This window comes from Rathayibacter sp. AY1B7 (assembly GCF_002932735.1).
Classification (GTDB): Bacteria; Actinomycetota; Actinomycetes; order Actinomycetales; family Microbacteriaceae; genus Rathayibacter.
Window position 1 is genome coordinate 1 of sequence record NZ_PSWK01000013.1, and the last position, 23,687, is coordinate 23,687.

Here is a 23,687-nt window from a genome sequence, read left to right on the forward strand (position 1 = left end):
CCCTCTGCGGCCCCGGAATCGGCACCTACGCCATCGTGAAGATCGGCGCCTAGACCGCCCTCGAGACCCTCGACCTCGAGGCCGAGGTGATCGCCTCCGACCTGGCCTCCGTCGACGCGCCCGCCGCCTGATCGGGACCGTCCTCGAGCAGCTCGCCGCCCGCTGACCCCCCGAGGTCCGAGCAGCCGTCCGCGCAGGAAGCCGGCTCCCGGCACGCCACTCCGCGGCCACTCGACCAGCAGGGGCGGACGACGGACGCCCTCCCACCGCACGGTAGACACATCGCGCCCTGGAAATGGGAGTCTTGATACGCCGCTCTGCGGCTACTCGACCAGCAGGAGGAGGGAGCGCCCTCTCACCGCAAGGTGGAGGGCGCGTCCGAGAATCGCGTGGCAGCGATTCGAGGCAGCCCGACGGAATACGCTCTGCGGAACGCACCCCGTCGGGAGGCCGACCGCGCTGAGCCGCGCAGGGAGCGGCTCAGAGTCGAGCTCAGCCCAGCGCCCGCTCGATCTTCTCCGTGATCTCGTTCTGGTCGAGGTAGTTGTCGATGACGACGACCTCGGCGAAGGTGCGGCCGATGCGGTCGACGAGCTCACCGGAGGTGAGGATGACCTGCGCGTCGGCGGCGAGCGCGTCGACGGAGGCCAGGTCGGAGGCGATCACCTCGGCCTCGAGGTCGAGGGTCTCGAGGGCGCGCTCGGCGCCGAGCTTGAGGATGGCGGAGGTGCCGATTCCGGCGCCGCAGAGGGTGACGATCTTCATGCGCTTCTTCCGTGGTGCGGGTGGTGCGGGGTGCTGTCGGTGAGGACGGCGTTGATGCTGCGGAGGGTGCGGGCGGCGGCGAGTGCACCGACCGCGTCCGGACGGCTGAGCACGTCGGCGAGCCCGGAGACGAAGCCGACGTGCCCGTGCGCCTGGGTGGCGGCGATCCCGATGACGACCGAGACCGGATCGTTGGTGCTGTGCCCGAAGGCGACGGGCTCGGCCAGCGTGACGACGGAGAGGCCGTCCGCGAGGACGTCGTTGCCGGGCCGGGCGTGCGCGAGGGCGAGCCCGGGCGCGATGACGATGTACGGCCCGAGCACGTCGACCTGCTCGACCATGCGCCGGGAGTAGGCGGCGTCGACCGCACCGGTCCGCTCGAGAGCACGGCCCGCCTCGAGGACGGCCTCCCGCCAGGATCCGGCGGAGTGGCGGAGGGCCACCGCCTCCTCGGGGAGCGCGTCGAGCGGCACCGTCAGGCCGCCTCGAAGCCGGCGCTGATCGTCTCGACGAGCTCGCGGCGCTCGTCGAGCGGCAGGAAGGCGGCGTGGGCCGCGTTGAGCTGGAAGGCCTCGAAGTCGTCGAGATCGTACCCGAACGCGTCGGACAGGAGGGCGAGCTCGCGGCTGAGGGTCGTCGCGCTCATCAGGCGGTTGTCGGTGTTCACCGTGACGCGGAAGCCCAACTGGTAGAGCAGGTCGAAGGGGTGGTCGGCGAGCTCGGCACCCCACGCCGCGACGGCGCCGGTCTGCAGGTTGGAGGAGGGGCTGAGCTCGAGGGCGATCTCGCGGTCCTTCACCCACTCCGAGAGCTCGCCGAGGGTCACGTAGCTCGCGTCGTCGTCCTGGCGCTCGATGCGGATGTCCTCCGCGATCCGGACGCCGTGACCCAGGCGCAGCGCGCGGCCGTCGAGCAGGGCGGAGCGGATGCTGTCGAGGCCGTCCGCCTCCCCCGCGTGCACCGTGGTCGGGAAGTGCGCCGCCGCGAGCAGCTCGAAGGCGGGACGGTGCCTCGAGGCGGGGAAGCCCGCCTCGGCTCCGGCGATGTCGAAGCCGATCGCACCGCGCTCGCGGTGGCGCAGCGCCAGCTCGGCGACCTCGAGCGAGCGGTCCGCGTGCCGCATCGCGGTGATCAGCTGGCCGACGCGGATGCGGTGTCCCTGCGCCGCCGCCTCCTGCACGCCCTGCTGCAGCCCCTCCTGGACCGCCTCGACAGCCGCGTCGAGCGAGAGCCCGGCGCGCTGGTGCTGCTCCGGCGCCCAGCGCACCTCGCCGTGCACGACTCCGTCGGCGGCGAGGTCGAGCACGAACTCGCGGGCCACGCGCTCGAGCGCCGGCGCGGTCTGCATCACGGCGACCGTCGTCTCGAAGGTGGCGATGTAGTCGGTGAGGGAGCCGGAGTCGGCCGTGGCGCGGAACCACTCGGCGAGGGCATCCGGCTCCTCGGCCGGGAGCGGCACGCCCGTCTCGCGGGCGATCTCGAGGACCGACCCGGGCCGCAGCCCCCCGTCGAGGTGGTCGTGCAGCGACACCTTGGGGAGCTCGTCGATGAGGACGCCCTCGCCCGGGAGGAGGTACTCCTCGGTCTGATCGGTCACGGTGCTCCTCGCGGGTCGGCGGTGGTTCGCCGACCACCCTAGAGGGTCGGCGGGAGCGGCTCGCCGGGCGGCGCCTCCTCCGTGCCGGGCGGCGCGGGGCTAGGAGACGCGCTCCGCCACGAGGGGGCCGCCGTCGAGCACCTCGTCGCCGTCGTCGCCGATCCGGTAGGCACCGTCGAGCGCCTCGAGCGCCCGGGCGAAGCGCTCCGGCTCGTCGGCCGACAGCGTGAGCAGGGGCCGGCCCGCGCGGACGCGGTCGCCCGGCTTCGCGTGCAGGTCGATCCCCGCCGCGTGCTGCACCGCGTCGGACTGGCGGGCGCGTCCGGCGCCCAGGCGCCAGGCGGCGATGCCGAACGGCAGCGCCTGCTGCTCCACCAGGACGCCGTCGCGCTCGGCGACCACGACGTGGGTCTCGCGGGCCTCGGGAAGCGCCGCATCCGGATCCCCTCCCTGAGCGCGGATGACCGCGCGCCAGGTGTCCATCGCCGCGCCGCCGTCGAGGGCGCGCTCGACATCCGCGTCCGGCTGCCCGGCGAGGGCCAGCATCTCGCGGGCCAGGGCCAGCGTCAGCTCCCGGACGTCCGGGGGGCCGCCGCCGGCGAGCACCTCGACCGACTCCCGCACCTCGTTCGCGTTGCCGATGGCCAGACCGAGCGGCACGTTCATGTTGGTCAGCAGCGCGGTGGTCCGCACCCCCGCGTCGTTGCCGAGGTCGACCATCGCCCGCGCCAGCTCCCGCGAGCGCTCGATGTCGACCATGAACGCCCCGGAGCCGAACTTCACGTCGAGCACCAGGGCGTCGGTCCCCTCGGCGATCTTCTTCGACATGATCGAGGACGCGATCAGCGGGATCGCCTCGACGGTCCCGGTGATGTCCCGGAGCGCGTAGAGCTTCTTGTCGGCGGGGGCCAGGCCCGAGCCCGCGGCGCAGATCACGCCGCCGACCGTCCGCAGCTGCTCCAGCATCTCCTCGTTGCCGAGGTCGGCCCGCCAGCCCGGGATCGACTCCAGCTTGTCGAGCGTTCCGCCCGTGTGGCCGAGCCCGCGTCCCGAGAGCTGGGGCACCGCCACGCCGAAGGAGGCGACCAGCGGCATCAGCGGCAGCGTGATCTTGTCGCCGACCCCGCCCGTGGAGTGCTTGTCGACCGTGCGCTTGCCGAGTCCGTCGAAGCGCATGCGCTCGCCGCTGGCGATCATCGCCAGGGTGAGGTCGCGGATCTCGTCGCGCTCCATCCCGTTCAGCAGGACCGCCATCGCGAAGGCCGCCATCTGCTCGTCGGCGACGTAGCCGCGGGTGTAGGCGTCGATCAGCCAGTCGATCTGCGCGGTCGAGAGCGTGCCGCGGTCGCGCTTGGTGCGGATGATGTCGACGGCGTCGAAGTCCTCGACGGGGGTGGTGCGGGTCATGCGGAGTCCTCGGTTCGGGAGTGGGAGCGGTGACGGCGGCGCTAGGAGGCGGCGTAGGCCTCGAGGGTGCGCGGGCCGAAGGCGTCGGGGATGACCTCGTCGATCGTCTTCACGCCCGACACGGTCTGGAGGAGCATGCCCTCGGCCGAGTGCTCGAAGAGCAGCTGGCGGCAGCGCCCGCAGGGCATCAGGACGCCGCCCTTCCCGTCGACGCAGGTGAAGGCGACGAGCCGGCCGCCGCCCGTCATGTGCAGAGAGGACACCAGCGCGCACTCGGCGCAGAGCGTGAGCCCGTAGGAGGCGTTCTCGACGTTGCAGCCCGAGATCGTCCGACCGTCGTCCACGAGAGCGGCGACCCCGACGGGGAACTTCGAGTACGGGACGTAGGCGCGGCTCATGGCCTCCAGGGCGGCCTCGCGCAGCGCCTCCCAATCGATGTCGGTCACGACGGCTCCTCTCAGGACTTCAGGTACGGCTTGCCGGCGGCGGCCGGTCCGCGGGACTGGCCGACGAGACCGGCCACCGCGAAGATCGTCACGACGTACGGCAGCATCAGCATGAACTCGCTGGGCACGGGCGAGCCGATGACGCCGAGCACGTTCTGCAGGTTGGTCGCGAAGCCGAACAGGAGCGACGCGAGCGTCGCCTTGATCGGGTCCCAGCGGCCGAAGATGACGGCGGCCAGGGCGATGAAGCCCGCGCCCGCGGTCATCTCCTTGCCGAACGCGCCGACCGCGTCGAGCGTGTAGTACGCGCCGCCGACTCCGGCGATCGCCCCGGCGAGGGAGACGTTCCAGAAGCGCGTGCGGGCGACATCGATGCCCACCGTGTCCGCGGCCTGCGGGTGCTCGCCGACGGCGCGCAGGCGGAGGCCCCACTTGGTCTTGAACAGCCCCCACCACACCGCGAAGATCGCGAAGTACATCAGGTAGACGATCACCGTCTGGTTGAACAGGACGGCGCCCACGACCGGCACCTGGCTGAGCACCGGGATCGGGAGGCGGTCGAACTTCACCGGCGAGTTGAACGTCGACGTGTCGGCGGAGAGGACCTGGGAGTAGAGGAAGCTCGTCAGGCCGGTCACCAGCACGTTCAGCACGACTCCGACGATCACCTGGTCGACCAGGTACTTGATCGCGAAGGCGGCCAGCACGAACGACACCAGGACGCTCGCGACCATCGCCGCGAGCAGGCCGAGCACCGGCTGGCGGGTGAGGGAGCCGACCATCGCCGCGGTGAAGGCGCCGGCGAGCAGCTGCCCCTCGATCGCGACGTTGACGACTCCGACACGCTCCGAGATGACGCCGCCGAGCGAGCCGAAGATCAGCGGAGTGGCGAGTCCGACGGTCCCGAGCAGAAGTCCCGAGACGGGCAGGGCGGCACCGGCCGACGCCCAGACGAGGAACCCGATCAGGAAGACCAGGGCGAAGACCGCCGAGAGCCAGAGCGGGATCCGGCGGCCGGCGCGGGTGAGTGCGGCCGACGCGACGGCCAGGGCGACCAGGAGGATCGCGACGACCACGCCCGTCCCCCGCGTCGGGAACGGGATGTCCGGCAGCGCGAAGAAGTCGGTCCCCGCGGCGAGGCGGAACGAGCTCGTCCCGTCGCGGCCGAGGGCCACGAAGAGGACGACGGCGAGCAGCGCGAAGACGCCGAACGCGATCGGCGCCTTCCAGCTGCGGATCACGACGCGGTCGGGGGCGGTGGCGACGGCGGTGCTCATGCGGACACCTCCGAGGTGCGGCGGGTGCGGCGCTTCGGGGCGGCCCCGGGCGTCGGGAGGCGGAAGATCGCGCGCACCAGCGGCGGTGCGGCGATGAAGAGGACGATCAGCGACTGGACGACGAGGACCACGTCGATCGGCACGCCCTCGGCGGCCTGCATCGAGTAGCCGCCCGCCTTGAAGGCGCCGAAGAGGATGCCGGCGAAGAACACGCCCCAGGGGCGGGAGCGGCCCAGCAGCGCGACCGTGATCGCGTCGAAGCCGATGCCCGCGTCGATCCCGGAGGTGAAGCCGGTCGTGACCGTCCCCATCACCTGGGCGCTGCCGGCGAGGCCGAGCAGGCCGCCGGAGAGGAGCATCGCGTACACGTAGCTGTTCTTCACGTCGATGCCCGCGACCCGGGCCGCGTGAGGGTTCTCCCCCACCGCGCGGAACTTGAAGCCGATCGTCGAGCGGTTCAGGAGCCACCAGACGAACACGGTCGCGAGGACCGCGAAGACGAAGCCGAGCGTGAGCGAGTATCCGGGGCCGAGGAGCGCCGGGAAGACCGCGGTCTCCTTCATCCCGGGCGACTTCGGGTTGTTCGAGCCGGGCGCCTGCAGCGCGCCGGGCGTCCGCAGGAGGTACGAGATCAGGTAGAACGCGACGTAGTTGAGCATGATCGTGAGGATCACCTCGTGCGCGCCGGTGCGGGCCTTGAGCAGTCCCACGAGTCCACCCCAGAGCGCGCCGCCCAGGATGCCGGCGGCGAGCGCGACGATCAGGTGCACGCCCCACGGGAGGTCGAAGGAGAAGCCGACCCAGCCCGCGCAGGCGGCGGCGATCAGCATCTGACCGCGGCCGCCGATGTTGAACAGGCCGACGCGGAAGGCCAGCGCCACTCCGAGGCCGCCGGCGATCAGCGGGGTCGCGAAGGCCAGGGTGTCCGTCAGTGGCTTGATGCCGTTGGCGAAGCCTTCGCGACGGAAGTTGTAGACCGAGCCCTGGAAGAGCGAGGAGTAGGCACCGGAGACGGACTGCCAGATCGCCTGCAGGGTGTCGAGCGGCCGGGCGAAGAAGTAGCCCGACGCCGCCTGGACGTCCTTGTCGGTCGCGGCGATCAGCACGCCGCCCGCGATGAGGGAGAGCAGCACGGCGAGCACCGACATCAGCGCGGTGCCGGAGAGGATCTCGCGCAGGACACGCGAGGCACCGCTCTCGAGCGGGCCGGGGCGCACCTCCTGATCCGGCTTCTGGCCGGGCTCGAGCCCGGACGCCTTCTCGGTCTCCGCGTCGGGATCGACCGCGGGCAGTTGCGCGTCGCTCACGCCGCCGCTCCCTTCTCGGCGGGCGCCTGCCCGGCCATCATGAGCCCCAGGACCTCGCGGGGCGTGTCGGCGGGGACGATGCCGATGATCCCGCCCTTGTACATGACCGCGATGCGGTCGGCGAGCGCCGCGACCTCGTCGAGCTCCGTCGACACCACGATCACGGGGACCCCGGTGTCGCGCGTCTCGACGATGCGCTTGTGGACGAACTCGATGGAGCCGACGTCGATGCCGCGGGTGGGCTGCGCCGCGATGAACAGCCGCAGCTCCCGGCTGAGCTCGCGCGCGAGCACCACCTTCTGCTGGTTGCCTCCGGAGAGGCGGCCGACGTGGGTGCCGATCCCCTGGGCGCGCACGTCGAACTCGCGCACCCGCTCCTCGGCGAAGCGCTCGAGCTCCTTCAGCCGCAGGCCCAGTCCCTTCACGAACGGACCGCGGTCGCTGCGGTCGAGCATGAGGTTCTCGGCGATCGTGAACTCGGCGACCAGACCGTCCTCGGTGCGGTCCTCGGGGACGAAGCCGACCCCCGACTCGAGGACGCGGCGCACGGACAGCCCGTCGAGGCGGCGCCCGTCCAGGGTCACCGAGCCCTCGACCCGCTCCTGCAGGCCCATGATCGCCTCGGTGAGCTCGGTCTGACCGTTGCCCTGCACGCCCGCGATCGCGAGGATCTCGCCGCGGCGGACCTCGAAGGAGACGTCGTCGACGACGGCCTGGCCGTTGGCGTCGCGCACGGTGAGGTTCGAGACGACGAGGGCCTCGTCGCCCGGCACCGCCTGCTCCTTCTGCACCGTCAGCTCGACGGCGCGGCCCACCATCAGCGAGGCGAGCTCGGCGTTGCTCGCCGTCGGCGACGCCTCCCCCACGACTCTGCCGAGGCGGATGACGGTGATGCGGTCTCCGACCTCGCGCACCTCGCGGAGCTTGTGCGTGATGAAGACGATGGCGGTCCCGGCCGCACGCAGCTGGCGCATGATCGCGATCAGCTCGTCGGTCTCCTGCGGGGTCAGCACCGCGGTCGGCTCGTCGAACACGAGCACCCGGGCGTCGCGGGAGAGGGCCTTGATGATCTCGACCCGCTGCTGCACGCCGACGGGGAGGTCCTCGACCAGGGCGTCGGGATCCACGTCGAAGCCGAAGCGGTCCGAGATCTCGCGCACCCGGGCGCGCGCGGCGGCGAGGTCCAGGCGCCCGCCGGCCTTCGTCTCCTCGTGGCCCAGCATGACGTTCTCGGCGACGGTGAACACGGGGACGAGCATGAAGTGCTGGTGGACCATCCCGATGCCCGCCTTCATGGCGTCACCCGGACCGGAGAAGTGCTGGACCGCGTCGTCCAGCAGGATCTCCCCCTCCTCGGCCTGGTACAGGCCGTAGAGCACGTTCATGAGCGTCGACTTGCCCGCGCCGTTCTCGCCGAGGAGGCAGTGGATCTCACCGGGTTCGACGGTGAGATCGATGTGGTCGTTGGCCACGAGCGCGCCGAAGCGCTTCGTGATGCCACGCAGTTCGAGCTTCATGGGACCAATCTAACTTTCGGTTCGCGCCACGATGCGCCGTCGGCCGGGATCGAGGGACGCAGCGGAGCCGATCCGCCCGCCGGACCGACGAAGAGGCCGGCGGTCCCGAGGTGTGCTCGGGCCCGCCGGCCTCTTCGAGTAAGCGGCTAGGACGCCGCGGGAGCGGACGGGGAGGTGACGGTGATGGAGCCGTCGATGATGCCCGCCTTGATGGTGTCGAGCTCGCCCTGCAGGTCGCCCGAGACCTTCGACTCGAAGTCGTGGAACGGCGCGATGCCGACTCCGTCGTTCTCGAGGGTGCCCACGAAGGGAGTGGGGTCGAAGTCGTCGGCTCCGGCGGAGCTGGTGACGTCGGTCGTGCCGGCCTCGATGCCCTTGAGGATCGAGGTCAGGTACAGGTCGGCGCCGTCGGGGTAGGTCTCGTACAGGTCCGCGTCCACGCCGACCATCGCGATGTCCTTGCCGGAGTCGCGGATCGCCTCGATCGCCGACTGGAAGATCGGACCGCCGACGGGGAGGATGACGTCCGCGTTCTGGTCGATCAGCGACTGCGCGGCCGACTTGGCCTCGACGCCCGCCGCGAAGCCGCCGGTGAAGGAGCCGGTCTGCGCGTCGACGTCCCAGCCGACGACCTTGACGTCCTTCCCCTTCTGCTCGTTGTAGTACTTCACGCCGTCGGCGTAGCCGTCCATGAAGATCGTGACGGTCGGGAACTGCTGGCCGCCGTAGGTGCCGACGACGCCGGTCTTGGAGTACGACGCGGCCGTGTAGCCGGCGAGGAACGCCGCCTGCGAGGTGTCGAAGGTGATCGGCTTGACGTTCGGCAGGTCGATCGACGCGTCGTCGATGATCGCGAAGTCGATGTCCGTGTTCGCTTCGGCCGCGGCCGACGTGGCCTCCGCCAGCGCGAAGCCGACGGTGATGATCAGGTTGCAGCCCTGGTCGACGAGGCTGGTCAGGTTCGGGGCGTAGTCCGTCTCGGACTCCGAGGTGACGGTCTTCGGCGTGACACCGAGGTCCTCCGAGGCCTTCACGAGGCCGTTGTAGCCGAGCTCGTTGAACGACTTGTCGTCGAACCCGCCCGCGTCGGAGACCATGCAGGGCAGGAAGTCGCCACCGGCGGCGGCGCTGGAGCCGCTCTCCTCGGGGGCGGAGGCGCAACCGGCGAGAAGCGCGGTGACGCCGAGGGCGGCGAGACCGCCGAACGCGGCCTTACGCGAGGTGATAGTCAAGATGTCGTCCTCCAGGAATGCGGCCCCGCGCGACGAGCGCAACAGGGCGTCGATTCCCACACGTTACCCAATGTGACAAGCCGCTCAGCCGCCCGGACGGTGGTGGTCAGGAAGAGTTACACAGTGTTGATCTTCGCGACATGGGGAGCGTGTCGCGGGTACGGGCGGCTGGGCTCGATTCCGAGCCGCGGAGCGGCTCGGCGCGGGCGGCTGGGCTCGATTCCGAGCCGCGGAGCGGCTCGGCGCGGGCGGCTGGGCTCGATTCCGAGCCGCGGGGCGGCTCGGCGCGGTCGGCTTCGCGACGGGTGCGTTCCGCAGAGCGGGTCGCGTCGGGCTGGCCTGAATCGCTTGGCACGCGATTCCGGCTCGCGGCCCTCTCCCCTGCTGCCGGACGTCGAGAGTGCTCGTGGGAGCTCCGCGCTGCGCGCGGTCGGGCACGGACGGGTGCTTCCACGGTGGTCGAATTGCCGCGCGAGCGGAGACCCGCCCGCCAGCACCGAGCGGGACGGCCGAGGCCCTCATCGAGGGTGGTCGAGTCGCCGCGCGAACGGCGGATCGGGACCGCCGCACGCGCAGGAGGCGAGGGGCGGAACGGCGAAGCGCGGCGCCTCCGAGGGGAGGGCCGCGCTTCGACGGGTGGGACGGAGGGCTAGAGGACGTCCGTGCGGCCGGAGAGGCGCAGGGCGTCGACGACGCCCTTGACCTTCTGGGCGTTCTCGGTCGTGGTCACCAGGAGTGCGTCGGGGGTGTCCACGACGACGATGTCCTTCACTCCGATGAGGGCGATGGTGCGGTTGCCGCCGCTGACGACGATGCCCGTCGCGGAGTCGGCCAGAACACGCGCGTCCTCGCCGAGGATGGCGAGGTCCGAGCGGAGTCCGCTCGAGTGCAGCTTCGCGATCGAGGCGAAGTCGCCCACGTCGTCCCAGGAGAAGTGGCCGGGCACGACGGCCAGCTTGCCCGCGGCCGCGGCCGGCTCGGCGACGGAGTAGTCGATCGCGATCTTCTCCAGGCCCGGCCAGATGCGGTCGACGACCGCGCCGCGCTCCGGGGTGTCCCACGCGGCGGCGAGCTCGAGCAGTCCGGCGAGCAGCTTCGGCTTGGCGCGGCCGAGCTCCTCGAGGAGGCGGTCGGCGCGGGCGATGAACATGCCCGCGTTCCAGAGGTACTGACCACTGGAGAGATAGGCGCGCGCGGTGTCGGCGTCGGGCTTCTCGACGAAGGAGTCGACGGCGAGCGTGTGCGTCGCCCCGTCGATCCCGAGGTGCTTCCCCGTGCGGATGTAGCCGAAGCCCACGGCAGGCTCGGTCGGCGTGATGCCGATGGTCGCGATGTAGCCCGCGTCCGCCGCGACGACGGCCTCGGCGACCGCGTCGTGGAACAGCTGCTGACCGCTGATGACGTGGTCGGCGGCGAACGAGCCGATGATCACGCCCGGCTGGCGGCGCTCGAGGATGGCGGCGGCCAGGCCGATCGCGGCGGACGAGTCGCGCGGCTCGCTCTCGAGGACGACGTTGAGGTCCTCGAGGCTCTCGAGCTGCTCCTCGACGGCGGCGCGGTGCGCGCGCCCGGTCACGACCATGATCCGGTCGGCGCCCGAGATGGGCGCGAGGCGGTCCCAGGTGTCGCGGAGGAGGGTCTGTCCCGACCCCGTCAGATCGTGCAGGAACTTCGGGGCGTCGGCCCGGGAGAGCGGCCACAGCCTCGAGCCGATCCCGCCGGCGGGGATCACGCTGTAGAAGCGGTCGAGCGGGGCGCGGCCATCGGTCTCAGGTGATGTCATGTCCGCAGGATACAAGGGAGCCCGAGCGCGACCGTCCGTTCACCCGGGCGCGCGCCGCCGTTCATCCCGCCGCCGTAGCGTCCGGGGCGTGAGAGTCGCGGTCGTCACCGAGAGCTTCCTGCCGTCCTTGAACGGCGTGACCACGAGCGTCCTGCGGGTGCTCGACGAGTTCGCGGAGCGCGGGATCGAGGCGCTCGTCGTCTGCCCGGCCGCGGGGGCGCCGGGCCACTACGCGGGCCACCGCGTCGTGGAGCACCCGGCGATCGCCTACCGCGACTTCCCGGTCGGAATCCCCACGCTCGCCCTCACCCGGGAGCTGGCCGACTTCAAGCCCGACGTGGTGCACGTCGCCTCGCCCTTCCTCCTCGGCGCCCGCGCCATCGCCTCGGCCGGCCGGCTCGGGGTGCCGAGTGTCGCGATCTACCAGACGGACGTCGCGCGATTCGCGGCCCGCTACGGCATCCGCGGCGCCCGCGCCCTCGCCTGGCGGGTGATCCGCCAGATCCACGCCGGGGCGGACCTGACCCTCGCCCCCTCCACGAGCGCCCTCGACGACCTCGCCGCCGCCGGTATCGAGCGCACCGCGCTGTGGGGCCGCGGCGTGCAGAGCGAGCGCTTCCACCCGCGCCGCCGCTCCTCCCCCTCCGCGCAGGCCGTCCGTGCCGGACTCGGCGCCGACGACGCGCTCGTCGGCTACATCGGGCGCCTCTCCCCCGAGAAGAGGGTGGAGCGGATGGCGGCGCTCGCCTCCCTCCCGCACGCGGAGCTGGTCGTGGGCGGCTACGGCCCCTCCTCCGCCCGGGTCGCCGCCGCCCTCGGCCCGGCGGCGCGGATGCTCGGCCGGCTCGACGGCGACCGGCTGCCGGCGGTCTTCGCCGCGCTCGACGTCTTCGTGCACACCGGCACGGAGGAGACGTTCGGCCAGACGGTCCAGGAGGCGCAGGCATCCGGCACCGCCGTGGTCGCGCCGCACGCGGGCGGCCCCACCGACCTCATCGAGCACGGCGTGGACGGCCTGCTCTACGCGCCCGAGAGCGACTCCGACCTGCGCCGGCAGGTGGAGCGCCTGGTCCGCGATCCCGCACTGCGCGCCCGGCTCGCCGAGGCGGGCCGCCGTCGCGTGCTCCACCGCACCTGGAGCGCGCTCACCGACGAGCTCCTCGCGCACTACGCGACCGCGGGGGCGCGCGCCCTCGCCCTGCCCCGCAGCTAAGGCTCGCCTAAGCCGCGCCCGCCTGCGAGCGCGCTTAGAATCGGAGGGCGAGTTTCTCGTCGCTCCCCGCCCCGTCCCCGTCCACGCGACGTGGGAACAGGTCAGGCCGTCGGAGCACAACCAGGGAGGGTTGTTCGTGTCAGTTCAAGCTGCTCAAACCCTCGCACCCCGGAAGCAGGGGAAGATCCGGCGTCCGGCCGGCACCCTGTACCGCGGTCGCGAAGGCATGTGGTCATGGGTGCTCCACCGGATCACCGGTGTCGCCATCTTCTTCTTCCTCCTCGTCCACGTCCTCGACTCCGCTCTCATCGCCGTGAGCCCCGAGGCGTACAACGCGGTCATCGGCACGTACAAGAACCCGATCATGGGACTCGGCGAGACCGGGCTCGTGGGCGCCATCGCGTTCCACGCGCTGAACGGCCTGCGGATCATCCTGGTCGACTTCTGGAGCTGGGCGACCCGCAACCAGCGCGTCCTCTTCTGGGTCGTCATGGGCCTCTGGGTCGTGCTGATGCTCGGCTTCGCGCCGCGCCACCTGATCAACGTCTTCAGCGAGGGGGGTGCGCATTGAGCACCGTCGCCGCACCGCGGACCCCGCACACCCCGACCCGCTCCTCCGGCACCAACTGGGAGAAGTGGGGCTGGATCTACATGCGCGCCTCCGGCGTCGTGCTGATCGTCCTGATCTTCGGGCACCTCATCTACAACCTGCTGCTGGGCGACGGCATCAAGGCCATCGACTTCGGCTTCGTCGGCGGCAAGCTGGCGAACCCGTTCTGGCAGTGGTGGGACGTCCTCATGCTGTGGCTCGCGCTGATCCACGGCGGCAACGGCATGCGCACGCTGGTCAACGACTACGCGACCTCGCCCCTGCTGGCCAAGGCCTTCAAGGGCGGCATCCTCGTCGCCGTCGTCGCGCTGATCGCGCTCGGCACCTGGGTCGTCTTCGCGTTCGACCCGTGCCCCGCCGGCACCGCCGCGGATCTGCTGCCCTCCTTCTGCGCAGCGTGACCACGGTGCCGCGGATCGGAGAGGGGCCCGCGCCCCTCCCGGTCCGCGGCACCGCGTCCCGGCACCTCCCCCTCCCATCCCCGTACGACGGAGCACCCACCCCGTGAGCACACCAGGCCACTCCCACACCGGCGCCGACCAGAGCGCCTTCGCGCAGACCGTCGGACCCGACGGCGTCCACTACCACCAGTTCGACGTCGTCATCGTCGGCGCCGGCGGTGCCGGGATGCGCGCGGCCATCGAGGCCGGCCCCAAGGCGAAGACGGCCGTGATCTCGAAGCTGTACCCGACCCGCTCCCACACCGGAGCGGCGCAGGGCGGCATGGCCGCCGCCCTCGCGAACGTCGAGGAGGACAGCTGGGAGTGGCACACCTTCGACACCGTCAAGGGCGGCGACTACCTCGTCGACCAGGACGCGGCCGAGATCCTCGCGAAGGAGGCCATCGACGCGGTCATCGACCTCGAGAACATGGGCCTGCCCTTCAACCGCACCGAGGAGGGCAAGATCGACCAGCGCCGCTTCGGCGGCCACACCCGCGACCACGGCAAGGCGCCCGTCCGCCGGGCCTGCTACGCGGCCGACCGCACCGGCCACATGATCCTGCAGACGCTGTTCCAGAACTGCGTCCGGCTCGGCATCAACTTCTACAACGAGTTCTACGTCCTCGACCTGGTGATGACCGAGGTCGACGGAGTGGCCAAGCCCTCCGGCGTCGTCGCCTACGAGCTGGCCACGGGCGAGCTGCACGTCTTCCAGGCGAAGGCGATCATCTTCGCGACCGGCGGCTTCGGCAAGATCTACAAGACCACCTCCAACGCGCACACCCTCACCGGCGACGGCGTCGGCATCATCTGGCGCAAGGGCCTCCCCCTGGAGGACATGGAGTTCTTCCAGTTCCACCCGACCGGCCTCGCCGGCCTCGGCATCCTCCTCACCGAGGGAGCGCGAGGAGAGGGTGCGATCCTCCGCAACGCCTCGGGCGAGCGCTTCATGGAGCGCTACGCCCCCACCATCAAGGACCTCGCGCCGCGCGACATCGTCGCCCGCTGCATGGTCCAGGAGGTGGCGGAGGGCCGCGGCGCCGGACCGCACAAGGACTACGTGCTGCTGGACTGCACCCACCTGGGCGCCGAGGTCCTCGAGACCAAGCTCCCCGACATCACCGAGTTCGCCCGCACCTACCTGGGCGTCGACCCCGTCGTCGAGCCGGTCCCCGTCATGCCGACCGCGCACTACGCGATGGGCGGCATCCCGACCAACGTCAAGGCCGAGGTGCTCTCGGACAACACGACCGTCGTCCCCGGCCTCTACGCCGCCGGCGAGTGCGCGTGCGTCTCGGTGCACGGCTCCAACCGCCTCGGCACCAACTCCCTCCTCGACATCAACGTCTTCGGCAAGCGCAGCGGCAACAACGCCGCCGACTACGCCAAGACGGTCGACTTCACCCCTCTGCCCGCCGACCCGGCCGGCGCGATCCGCGACATGCTCGCCTCGCTCCGCTCCGCGACCGGCACCGAGCGGATCGCCTCGATCCGCAAGGAGCTGCAGGACGAGATGGACAAGAACGCCCAGGTGTTCCGCACCGACGAGTCCCTCGAGGCCGTCACCGGGACCATCCAGCGCCTGCGCGACCGGTTCCGCAACATCTCGGTGCAGGACAAGGGCAAGCGCTTCAACACCGACCTCCTCGAGGCCGTCGAGCTGGGCTTCCTGCTCGACCTCGCCGAGGTCGTCGTCTACTCGGCGCGCAACCGCAAGGAGAGCCGCGGCGGCCACATGCGCGACGACTTCCCGAAGCGCGACGACGAGAACTACATGCAGCACACGATGGCGTACCTCTCCGGTGACGCCCACTCCTCCGACGCCGGTGACCACATCCGGCTCGACTGGAAGCCCGTCGTGATCACCCGGTACCAGCCGATGGAGAGGAAGTACTAGCCATGTCGACCGCTACCCTCGAGCAGCCGCCCGCCGCCCCCGCGGCCCCGGAGGCGTTCACCGTCACGTTCATCATCCGCCGCTTCGACCCCGAGGTGGACGCCGAGCCGCGCTGGCAGGACTTCGACGTCGAGATGTACTCGACCGACCGCGTCCTCGACGCCCTGCACCGCATCAAGTGGGACCAGGACGGATCGCTGACCTTCCGCCGCTCGTGCGCGCACGGCATCTGCGGATCCGACGCGATGCGGATCAACGGCCGCAACCGCCTGGCCTGCAAGACGCTGATCAAGGATCTCGACATCTCGCAGCCGATCTACATCGAGGCGATCAAGGGCCTGCCCCTCGAGAAGGACCTCGTCGTCGACATGGAGCCGTTCTTCGCCTCCTACCGCGAGGTGCAGCCGTTCCTGGTCGCCAACACCCCGGCACCCAAGGGCAAGGAGCGCGTGCAGTCGGTCGCCGACCGTGCCCGCTTCGACGACACCACGAAGTGCATCCTCTGCGCCGCGTGCACCTCGTCCTGCCCCGTGTTCTGGACCGACGGGCAGTACTTCGGCCCCGCGGCGATCGTGAACGCCCACCGCTTCATCTTCGACTCGCGCGACGACGCCGGTGGAGCGCGCCTGGACATCCTCAACGACAAGGAGGGCGTGTGGCGCTGCCGCACGACCTTCAACTGCACGGAGGCGTGCCCGCGCGGCATCCAGATCACGCAGGCGATCGCCGAGGTGAAGCAGGCCGTCATCCGCGGCCGCGCCTGATCCTCCCCCTCGCGAACGCGTCCGGCCCGCCGGGATCCTCGGATCCGGCGGGCCGGACGCGTTCCAGCGTGCAGGCGGCCGCGTGCACGGGAGCGCCGCGAGGCCTCAGTACGCTGGAGGAATGACCGAGGCGGCCGACACTCCCCGCGGGATCCCGGGCCTGTTCGAGCGGGTCATGCGGACGCGGCCGGTGCGGGTGATTCTCCACTACTCCGAGACCGGCGGGCCCCTCTTCGCCTCCGGACTCGCCTTCCAGGCCCTGTTCGCGGTCTTCGCGGCGCTCTTCGTCTTCTTCGCCGTCTTCGGCTTCTGGGTGCGCGACGACTCGGTGCTGCGCGACTCCCTCCTCGATCTGGTGACCCGCTCCGTCCCCGGCCTGATCGGCGGGAAGAACGCGCTCGTGTCGGTGGACGACCTGCTCGACTCGTCGATCCTCGGCTGGACGGGTGCGATCGCGGCCGCCGGCCTGCTCTGGACGGCGCTGAACTTCCTGGGGAGCCTGCGCCAGGCGGTCCGGCTGCTCTTCTCGCTCCCCGGACCCACGACCCTCTTCGTCCTGCTCAAGCTCAAGGACGCGGGGCTCGCCCTGGTCTTCGGGGCGGTGCTGCTGGTCTCGGCGGGTCTCTCCGTGTTCTCGACCTCGCTGGTGGACGTGGCGTTCGGCTTCCTCGGGATCGGCAGCGAGTCGATGCCGGCCCGTCTCGCCGGCAGCGCGGTCGGCCTGCTGATCATGCTCGCCCTGGACACGGGCACCCTCGCCGGCTCCTTCCGCATCCTCTCGGGCATCTCGATCCCCTGGAAGAACCTCTGGGCGGGGTCGCTGCTCGGCGGAATCGCTCTCGGCGCGCTCAAGGTCCTCGGAACGCAGCTGCTGGGCGGCGCCTCCCGCAATCCGCTGCTCGCCTCGTTCGCGGTCCTCATCGGTCTGCTGATCTGGTTCAACCTCGTCTGCCAGGTGATCCTGATCGCCGCGTCGTGGATCTCCGTCGGGATGAGCGACGCCGGGATCTCGGCGCGCAAGCTCACGCCGGAGGAGCGCGAGAAGGAGCGGGAGGAGCAGCTGCGCACCGCGCGCCGCACCCTCGCCGAGGCCGAGCGCGAGCGGCTTCGCGCCGCGCTGCCGGAGGCGTCCCTCCTGAAACGACGGCGCCTGGAGCGCCAGCTCGCGCAGCTCGAGGAGGAGCTCGAGCAGCTCGCCGCCTGACCCGGCGGTCCGCTTCCCGGTCTTCCCGGCGTCGCCGCGCCCGATTCCGCCTGCCGATTCTGTCCGTTTCTGTTGACTTCCCTCCTGAACGGGTCTAAAAAGAGGTAAACGCAGATCCGAGGTCGGCAACGACACCGCGGATCCGGCGCACCACCCACGGCCAGACGACGGAGTCCACATGTACGCACCGGAGCGGCACCAGGCGATCCTGGACCGCGCCCGCACCGACGGGCGTGTCGAGGTCCGCGACCTCGCCCTCTCCCTCGCCGTGACGCCGGAGACGATCCGCCGCGATCTCACCAGCCTCGAGAAGCGGGGCCTGCTGCGCCGTGCGCACGGCGGAGCCATCCCCGTCGAGCGGCTGGGCATCGAGCCCGAGGTCGCCGCCCGGGAGGGACACCTCGCCGGCGAGAAGGACCGCATCGCCACCGCGGCCCTCGCCGAGGTGCCTGACGGCGGCTCGATCGCCATCGACGCCGGCACCACCACGGTGCGGCTGGCGGAGCTGCTCCCCCTGGACCGCCGGCTGACGGTCGTCACCCACTCCCTCCCCGTCGCGATGGCGCTCGTCGGCCGGCCCAACATCGACCTCCACCTCATCGGCGGGCACCTGCGCGGAGTCACGCAGGCCGCCGTCGGGCCGTGGGCCGCCCAGGCCCTCTCCACGGTCTCGGTGGACGTCGCCTTCATCGGGACGAACGGCCTCAGCCTCGAGCGCGGGCTCACCACCCCCGATCTCGATGAGGCCGTCGTCAAGTCCGCGATCATCGCCTCCGCGCGCCGGGTCGTGGTCCTCGCCGACCACTCGAAGTTCGGCCGGCAGGACTTCGGGCACGTCGCTCCGCTGTCCGCGGTCGACACCGTCATCACCGACGCCGATGTCGACGACGAGCTCGCCGACGACATCGAGTCGGCCGGCCCGGAGGTCGTCCGCGCATGATCGTCACCGTCACCGCCAACCCGAGCATCGACGTCACCCTCTCCACGAGCGGCTTCGCCGTCGGCGAGGTCAACCGCGCGCACGACGTGCGGCGCGACCCGGCCGGCAAGGGCGTCAACGTCGCCCGTGCCCTCGCCCGCAACGGCGTCGAGGCGACCGCGGTCTACCCGGCCGACGCCTCCACCGGCCTCGACCTGTCCACGATGCTCCGGGCCGCCGGAGTCCGCTCGGCCAGTGCGGCGATCGCCCACCCGATCCGCACCAACATCACCGTGGTCGACGACCGGACGGGCCGCACCACCAAGATCAACGAGCCCGGCCCCGCTGTCACGGAGGAGGAGGCCCACGCCCTCTCCGAGCTGATCGGCGAGCACGTCTCGGCCTCGCCCCGCTGGCTCGTCGCCTGCGGCAGCGTCCCCCCGGGACTGGGAGCGGACTTCTACCCCGCTCTCGGCCGCCTCGCCCTGCACTTCGGCGTCCCCCTCGCCGTCGACACCTCGGGAGCCCCCCTGACCGCGATCATCGCGGCCGGCACCGCCACCCTGGTGAAGCCCAACCTCGAGGAGCTCGAGGAGCTCCTCGGCCGCTCCCTGACGACGGTCGGAGACGTCGTCGCCGGAGCCCGTGAACTCCTGCAGCTGCCCGACGCGCGAGCGCTCGTCAGCCTCGGAGAGCACGGCGCCCTCCTCGTCACGGCGCACGCGTCGTGGTGGGCGGGCGCCCCCGCCGTCGTGCCCCTCAGCACCGTCGGCGCCGGCGACAGCACGCTCGCCGGCTACCTCTCGGCCGTCGACGCCACGGAGGCGGAGCGCCTCGCGACAGCAGTCGCGTGGGGTACCGCCGCCGTCCAGCTCCCGGGCAGCGAAGCCCCGGGTCCCGACTCCCTCCGCCTCGACGACGTCTCCGTCGTCGAGAACCCCGACCCCACCCTCCCGATTGGAGAACTGAGCGCATGACTGCTCTCACCGAGGCGTCGACGGTCATCGTCGACCTCACCGCCGCCACGAAGGACGAGGCCACCGCGCAGCTCGCGAAGACGCTCGCCGACGCCGGCCGCGTCACCGACCTCGACGGCTTCCTCGCCGACGTCCGCGACCGCGAGTCGCAGATGGCGACCGGCATGCCCGGCGGCATCGGGATCCCCCACGCCCGCTCCTCCCACGTCGTCTCGCCCAGCGTGGCGGTCGGCATCGCGAAGCAGGGCGTCGACTTCGGCGCCCCCGACGGCCCGGCCGACCTGATCTTCCTGATCGCGGCTCCGGACGGCGCCGACCAGGCGCACCTCAAGATCCTCGCCCAGCTCGCCCGCAAGCTGATCCACGAGTCCTTCACCGGTTCCCTCCGCGCCGCCGCCAGCGGCCAGGAGGTCGCGGACATCATCGCCCGAGAGGTCGTCGTCTCATGAGGATCGTCGCCGTCACGAGCTGCATCGCCGGCATCGCGCACACCTACATGGCGGCCGAGGCCCTCGAGCAGGCCGCGAAGAAGAAGGGGTACGAGATCCAGGTCGAGACCCAGGGCGCCGCGGGGTCCGATCCCATGTCGGACCGGACCATCGCCGACGCCGACGTCGTGATCCTCGCCGCCGACCTCGAGGTCCGCGGCAAGGAGCGCTTCGCCGGGAAGCCCACCCTCGAGGTGGGCACGTCGGAGGCGCTCGCGAAGGCGGCCGACGTCATCGACCGCGCCGTGGCGAAGGTGCAGGACGCGCCCGCCGCGAGCCCCGCCTCCGGCCCGCGCTTCGTCGCCGTGACCAGCTGCATCGCGGGCATCGCCCACACGTACATGGCGGCGGAGGCGCTCGAGCAGGCTGCGAAGAAGCGCGGCTACCCGATCCACGTCGAGACCCAGGGCGCGGCCGGCTCGGACGAGATGACCGCGGCCGACATCGCCGCCGCGGACGTCGTCATCCTCGCCGCCGACCTCGAGGTCCGCGGCAAGGACCGCTTCGCCGGCAAGCCGATCCTCCAGGTGGGCGTCGCCGAGGCCCTGTCCAAGCCGGACGAGGTCCTCGACCGCGCTCTGGCCCTCCGCGGCTCCGGCTCCGCCGCGTCCGCCCCCGCCCGCTCGACTCCGGCCGCGGCCCCCGCCGCGCCGAAGAAGGTCGGCGTCGGCACGCGCATCCGCCAGAACCTGATGACCGGCGTCTCCTACATGATCCCGTTCGTCGCGGCGGGCGGTCTGCTGATCGCGCTGTCGTTCCTGTTCGGCGGCTACCGGATCGTCGACTTCACGGCCCAGCAGATCATCGACGACGGCTTCAACGTCGCGAACATCACCGACTGGGCCGGAGTGATGTTCCTCATCGGAAGCGCGACCTTCGCGTTCCTGGTGCCGGTGCTCTCGGGCTTCATCGCCTTCGGCATCGCCGACCGTCCCGGCATCGCGCCGGGCTTCCTCGGCGGCGCGGTCGCGGTCACCGTCGGCGCGGGCTTCCTTGGCGGCCTCGCCTCCGGCTTCATCGCCGGCTACGCGGCCCTCTACATCTCGCGGATCAAGCTCCCCGCGGCGTTCAAGTCGCTGATGCCCGTCGTGATCATCCCCCTGATCGCCACCTTCATCACCGGCTTCCTGATGTTCGTGGTGCTCGGAGCGCCGCTCCGCGCACTGAGCGAGGGCCTGTCGTCCTGGCTCTCGGGCCTCTCGGGCGGCAACCTGATCATCCTGGGGATCATCCTCGGCCTCATGATGGCGTTCGACATGGGCGGTCCGGTCAACAAGGTGGCCTACGCCTTCGCGACCACCGGCCTCGCCTCCGTCCCCGCCGACGGCGACCCGAACTCCGTGCAGTTCAAGGTGATGGCGATCGTCATGGCCGCCGGCATGACCCCGCCGCTGGGTCTGGCCCTGGCCACGACGCTCCGCAAGCGCCTGTTCACCGACGCCGAGCGCCAGAACGGCAAGGCCGCCTACCTGCTGGGCGCGTCCTTCATCTCGGAGGGGGCCATCCCGTTCGCCGCGGTCGATCCGCTGCGCGTGATCCCGTCCGCCATGGTCGGCTCGGCCGTCACGGGTGCGCTCGTCGCGCTCTTCGGCTCCACCCTCCGCGCCCCGCACGGCGGCGTCTGGGTCACCGGGCTCGTCGGGCAGCCGATCCTCTACCTGGTCGCCATCCTGGTGGGCATGGTCGTCACGGCCGTCTGCGTGATCATCGCGAAGAGCATCAAGCGCGCCCCGGTGGTCGCCGAGGTGCCCGAGCCCGCCACCGCGCAGGCCGTCCCCGCCTGATCCCCTCCGACCGACCGTCCTGAGCGGTCCCGCCGGCGGTCGCCTCCGCGCTCCTCCCCCTCTCCGAGGGAGTGGCGCGAGGCGGCCGCCGGCTTCCGCGTTCCGGGGTGCGAGCGCGGCCGGGCGGCCCGCTCCGCGGCTCCGAATAGACTGCTCCGGTGACTCGCAGCACCCTCCGCATCGCCTCCGTCAACGTGAACGGCGTCCGCGCCGCCTACCGCAAGGGGATGGGCGACTGGCTCGCCGCCCGCGACGTCGACGTCCTGGCCCTGCAGGAGGTCCGCGCCTCCACGGACGACCTCACGGGGCTCCTCGGGGACGAGTGGGACGTGCTGCACGACGAGGCGGCCGCCAAGGGGCGCGCCGGAGTCGCTCTCGCCTCGCGCAGGCGCGCCACGATCCACCGCGTGACGTTCGGCGCCGACGACTTCGACTCGGCCGGACGCTGGCTCGAGGCCGACTACGAGGTCGGCGGCCGCTCGCTCACCGTCGTCTCCACCTACGTCCACTCCGGCGAGGTCGGCACCCCCAAGCAGGTCGAGAAGTACCGCTTCCTCGACGCGATGGAGGCGCGCCTGCCCGAGATCCAGGCGCACAGCGAGCTCGCCGTGGTGATGGGCGACCTCAACGTCGGCCACCGCACGCTCGACATCAAGAACTGGAAGGGCAACGTCAAGAAGGCCGGCTTCCTCCCGGAGGAGCGCGCCTACGTCGACCGCTTCGTCGGCGCCGAGGGCGACCCGGACTACAACGCCGGTGCCGGACTGGGCTGGGTCGACCTCGGCCGCCGGTTCGCGGGCGAGGTGCCCGGACCATACACGTGGTGGTCGCAGCGCGGCCAGGCCTTCGACACCGACACCGGCTGGCGCCTCGACTACCAGCTCGCCACGCCCGCGCTCGCCGACCTCGCCCGCAGCTACGAGGTCGACCGCGCCGCCTCTTACGACACCCGCTGGTCCGACCACTCCCCCGTGGTCGTCGACTACGAGCTCTGACCCTCTCCCCCGCGAACCGACCCCTCGAGGCCACCCATGACTCCCAGCACCCCGGGCGCCAAGCCCGTCATCTTCTCCGGCATGCAGCCCTCCTCCGGGTCGCTGCACCTCGGCAACTACATCGGCGCGCTGACCCAGTGGGTCGCGATGCAGGAGGACTTCGACGCCTACTTCTGCGTCGTCGACCTGCACGCGATCACGGTCCCGCAGGACCCGCAGCAGCTCCGCGAGCGCACCCGCGCGACCGCCGCGCAGTACATCGCCGCGGGCATCGACCCCGCGCGCTCGACCCTCTTCATCCAGTCCCACGTGCCCGCTCACGCCGAGCTCGCCTGGGTCCTCAACACCCTGACCGGCTTCGGCGAGGCCAGCCGGATGACGCAGTTCAAGGACAAGTCGGCGAAGCAGGGCGCTGAGGCCGCCTCGGTGGGCCTGTTCACCTACCCGATCCTGATGGCGGCCGACATCCTGCTGTACCAGACGGACGCGGTGCCGGTCGGCGAGGACCAGCGCCAGCACCTGGAGCTCACCCGCGATCTCGCCGCGCGCTTCAACTCGCGCTTCGGCGAGACCTTCGCCGTGCCGGAGCCCCACATCGTGCGCGAGACCGCGAAGATCTTCGACCTGCAGAACCCGGGCGCCAAGATGTCGAAGTCGGCGGAGTCGGATGCGGGCCTGCTCAGCGTGCTCGACGAGCCGAAGGCGACCGCGAAGAAGATCATGCGCGCCGTGACGGACACCGAGTCGGAGGTGCGCTTCGACCGGGCGGCGAAGCCCGGCGTCTCGAACCTGCTGACGATCTACTCGGTCCTCGCCGACCGCTCCGTCGAGTCGCTGGAGCAGGAGTACGCGGGCCGCGGCTACGGGGACCTCAAGAAGGGCCTCGTCGAGGTGGTCGCCGCCACCTTCGACCCGATCCGCGCGCGGACCGCGGAGCTGCTCGCCGACCCGGCCGAGCTCGACCGGGTCCTCTCCCTCGCCGCCGACCGCGCGTCCGAGACCGCGGAGCGCACGCTCGCCGCCGTCTACGACTCCGTCGGCCTCCTCCGCCGCGTCCGCTGA

Annotated in this window: 22 protein-coding genes; 12 read left to right on the forward strand and 10 right to left on the reverse strand. The window is 71.5% G+C overall.

The annotated features are described in order from the left end of the window. Window positions 1-492: 492 nt before the first annotated feature. The 10 genes from C5C95_RS08690 to C5C95_RS08735 form a co-directional block, all read right to left on the reverse strand. Window positions 493-765 carry a PTS sugar transporter subunit IIB gene (locus C5C95_RS08690; protein WP_104226416.1) on the reverse strand — a complete coding sequence of 91 codons (273 nt, stop codon included), beginning with the start codon at window positions 763-765 and terminating at the stop codon, window positions 493-495. After that, on the reverse strand, window positions 762-1,238 hold the full coding sequence (locus C5C95_RS08695) for a PTS sugar transporter subunit IIA (RefSeq protein ID WP_104223177.1): 477 nt from the start codon (window positions 1,236-1,238) through the stop codon (window positions 762-764). Before C5C95_RS08695 ends, C5C95_RS08690 begins: the two co-directional genes overlap by 4 nt. A gap of 2 nt (window positions 1,239-1,240) precedes the next feature. Continuing rightward, a complete protein-coding gene (locus tag C5C95_RS08700; protein ID WP_104324247.1) occupies window positions 1,241-2,362 on the reverse strand; it encodes an adenosine deaminase in 1,122 nt (373 codons plus the stop codon). A gap of 99 nt (window positions 2,363-2,461) precedes the next feature. Further along, window positions 2,462-3,769 (reverse strand): thymidine phosphorylase, encoded by a 1,308-nt coding sequence (locus C5C95_RS08705; RefSeq protein WP_104324248.1) that lies wholly within the window; start codon window positions 3,767-3,769, stop codon window positions 2,462-2,464. A 41-nt stretch (window positions 3,770-3,810) separates the two neighbouring features. Then, a complete protein-coding gene (locus C5C95_RS08710) occupies window positions 3,811-4,215 on the reverse strand; it encodes a cytidine deaminase (protein WP_104324249.1) in 405 nt (134 codons plus the stop codon). Between the two features lie 11 nt (window positions 4,216-4,226). Further along, window positions 4,227-5,492, reverse strand: a complete 1,266-nt coding sequence (locus C5C95_RS08715; RefSeq protein WP_104324250.1) for an ABC transporter permease — start codon at window positions 5,490-5,492, stop codon at window positions 4,227-4,229. Continuing rightward, a complete protein-coding gene (locus C5C95_RS08720; RefSeq protein ID WP_219812597.1) occupies window positions 5,489-6,799 on the reverse strand; it encodes an ABC transporter permease in 1,311 nt (436 codons plus the stop codon). The genes C5C95_RS08715 and C5C95_RS08720 overlap by 4 nt, the downstream gene beginning before the upstream one ends. After that, window positions 6,796-8,316 (reverse strand): ABC transporter ATP-binding protein, encoded by a 1,521-nt coding sequence (locus C5C95_RS08725; RefSeq protein WP_104226419.1) that lies wholly within the window; start codon window positions 8,314-8,316, stop codon window positions 6,796-6,798. The genes C5C95_RS08720 and C5C95_RS08725 overlap by 4 nt, the downstream gene beginning before the upstream one ends. Window positions 8,317-8,462: 146 nt before the next feature. Next, entirely contained in the window at window positions 8,463-9,548 is a 1,086-nt protein-coding gene (locus C5C95_RS08730; RefSeq protein WP_104232890.1) for a BMP family protein, read from the reverse strand. 649 nt (window positions 9,549-10,197) lie between these two features. Beyond that, window positions 10,198-11,331: a mannose-1-phosphate guanylyltransferase gene (locus C5C95_RS08735; protein WP_104223184.1), complete on the reverse strand. Its 1,134-nt coding sequence runs from the start codon at window positions 11,329-11,331 to the stop codon at window positions 10,198-10,200. A gap of 88 nt (window positions 11,332-11,419) precedes the next feature. On the opposite strand from C5C95_RS08735, the gene C5C95_RS08740 reads away from it, so the two are divergent. The 12 genes from C5C95_RS08740 (at window position 11,420) to trpS (ending at window position 23,687) form a co-directional block, all read left to right on the forward strand. Beyond that, complete coding sequence (locus C5C95_RS08740) at window positions 11,420-12,544, forward strand: glycosyltransferase family 1 protein (RefSeq protein ID WP_104324251.1); 1,125 nt, start codon at window positions 11,420-11,422, stop codon at window positions 12,542-12,544. A 184-nt stretch (window positions 12,545-12,728) separates the two neighbouring features. Continuing rightward, window positions 12,729-13,115 carry a succinate dehydrogenase, cytochrome b556 subunit gene (gene sdhC / locus C5C95_RS08745; RefSeq protein ID WP_258059417.1) on the forward strand — a complete coding sequence of 129 codons (387 nt, stop codon included), beginning with the start codon at window positions 12,729-12,731 and terminating at the stop codon, window positions 13,113-13,115. Further along, complete coding sequence (locus tag C5C95_RS08750; protein ID WP_104223187.1) at window positions 13,112-13,555, forward strand: succinate dehydrogenase hydrophobic membrane anchor subunit; 444 nt, start codon at window positions 13,112-13,114, stop codon at window positions 13,553-13,555. The genes sdhC and C5C95_RS08750 overlap by 4 nt, the downstream gene beginning before the upstream one ends. A gap of 202 nt (window positions 13,556-13,757) precedes the next feature. Then, complete coding sequence (sdhA, locus tag C5C95_RS08755) at window positions 13,758-15,494, forward strand: succinate dehydrogenase flavoprotein subunit (protein WP_104232891.1); 1,737 nt, start codon at window positions 13,758-13,760, stop codon at window positions 15,492-15,494. A gap of 2 nt (window positions 15,495-15,496) precedes the next feature. Next, on the forward strand, window positions 15,497-16,258 hold the full coding sequence (locus C5C95_RS08760; protein ID WP_068254543.1) for a succinate dehydrogenase iron-sulfur subunit: 762 nt from the start codon (window positions 15,497-15,499) through the stop codon (window positions 16,256-16,258). Window positions 16,259-16,379: 121 nt separating this feature from the next. Continuing rightward, a complete protein-coding gene (locus C5C95_RS08765) occupies window positions 16,380-17,462 on the forward strand; it encodes a YhjD/YihY/BrkB family envelope integrity protein (RefSeq protein ID WP_104324252.1) in 1,083 nt (360 codons plus the stop codon). A 178-nt stretch (window positions 17,463-17,640) separates the two neighbouring features. Beyond that, a complete protein-coding gene (locus C5C95_RS08770) occupies window positions 17,641-18,402 on the forward strand; it encodes a DeoR/GlpR family DNA-binding transcription regulator (protein ID WP_104226423.1) in 762 nt (253 codons plus the stop codon). Beyond that, window positions 18,399-19,358 carry a 1-phosphofructokinase family hexose kinase gene (locus C5C95_RS08775; RefSeq protein ID WP_104223191.1) on the forward strand — a complete coding sequence of 320 codons (960 nt, stop codon included), beginning with the start codon at window positions 18,399-18,401 and terminating at the stop codon, window positions 19,356-19,358. The genes C5C95_RS08770 and C5C95_RS08775 overlap by 4 nt, the downstream gene beginning before the upstream one ends. After that, complete coding sequence (locus C5C95_RS08780) at window positions 19,355-19,807, forward strand: PTS sugar transporter subunit IIA (RefSeq protein ID WP_097166616.1); 453 nt, start codon at window positions 19,355-19,357, stop codon at window positions 19,805-19,807. Before C5C95_RS08775 ends, C5C95_RS08780 begins: the two co-directional genes overlap by 4 nt. Further along, window positions 19,804-21,630: a PTS fructose-like transporter subunit IIB gene (locus C5C95_RS08790; protein WP_104232839.1), complete on the forward strand. Its 1,827-nt coding sequence runs from the start codon at window positions 19,804-19,806 to the stop codon at window positions 21,628-21,630. Before C5C95_RS08780 ends, C5C95_RS08790 begins: the two co-directional genes overlap by 4 nt. 158 nt (window positions 21,631-21,788) lie before the next feature. Further along, window positions 21,789-22,625 (forward strand): exodeoxyribonuclease III, encoded by an 837-nt coding sequence (locus tag C5C95_RS08795; RefSeq protein WP_104324253.1) that lies wholly within the window; start codon window positions 21,789-21,791, stop codon window positions 22,623-22,625. 36 nt (window positions 22,626-22,661) lie between these two features. Then, window positions 22,662-23,687 carry a tryptophan--tRNA ligase gene (gene trpS, locus C5C95_RS08800; RefSeq protein ID WP_104232840.1) on the forward strand — a complete coding sequence of 342 codons (1,026 nt, stop codon included), beginning with the start codon at window positions 22,662-22,664 and terminating at the stop codon, window positions 23,685-23,687.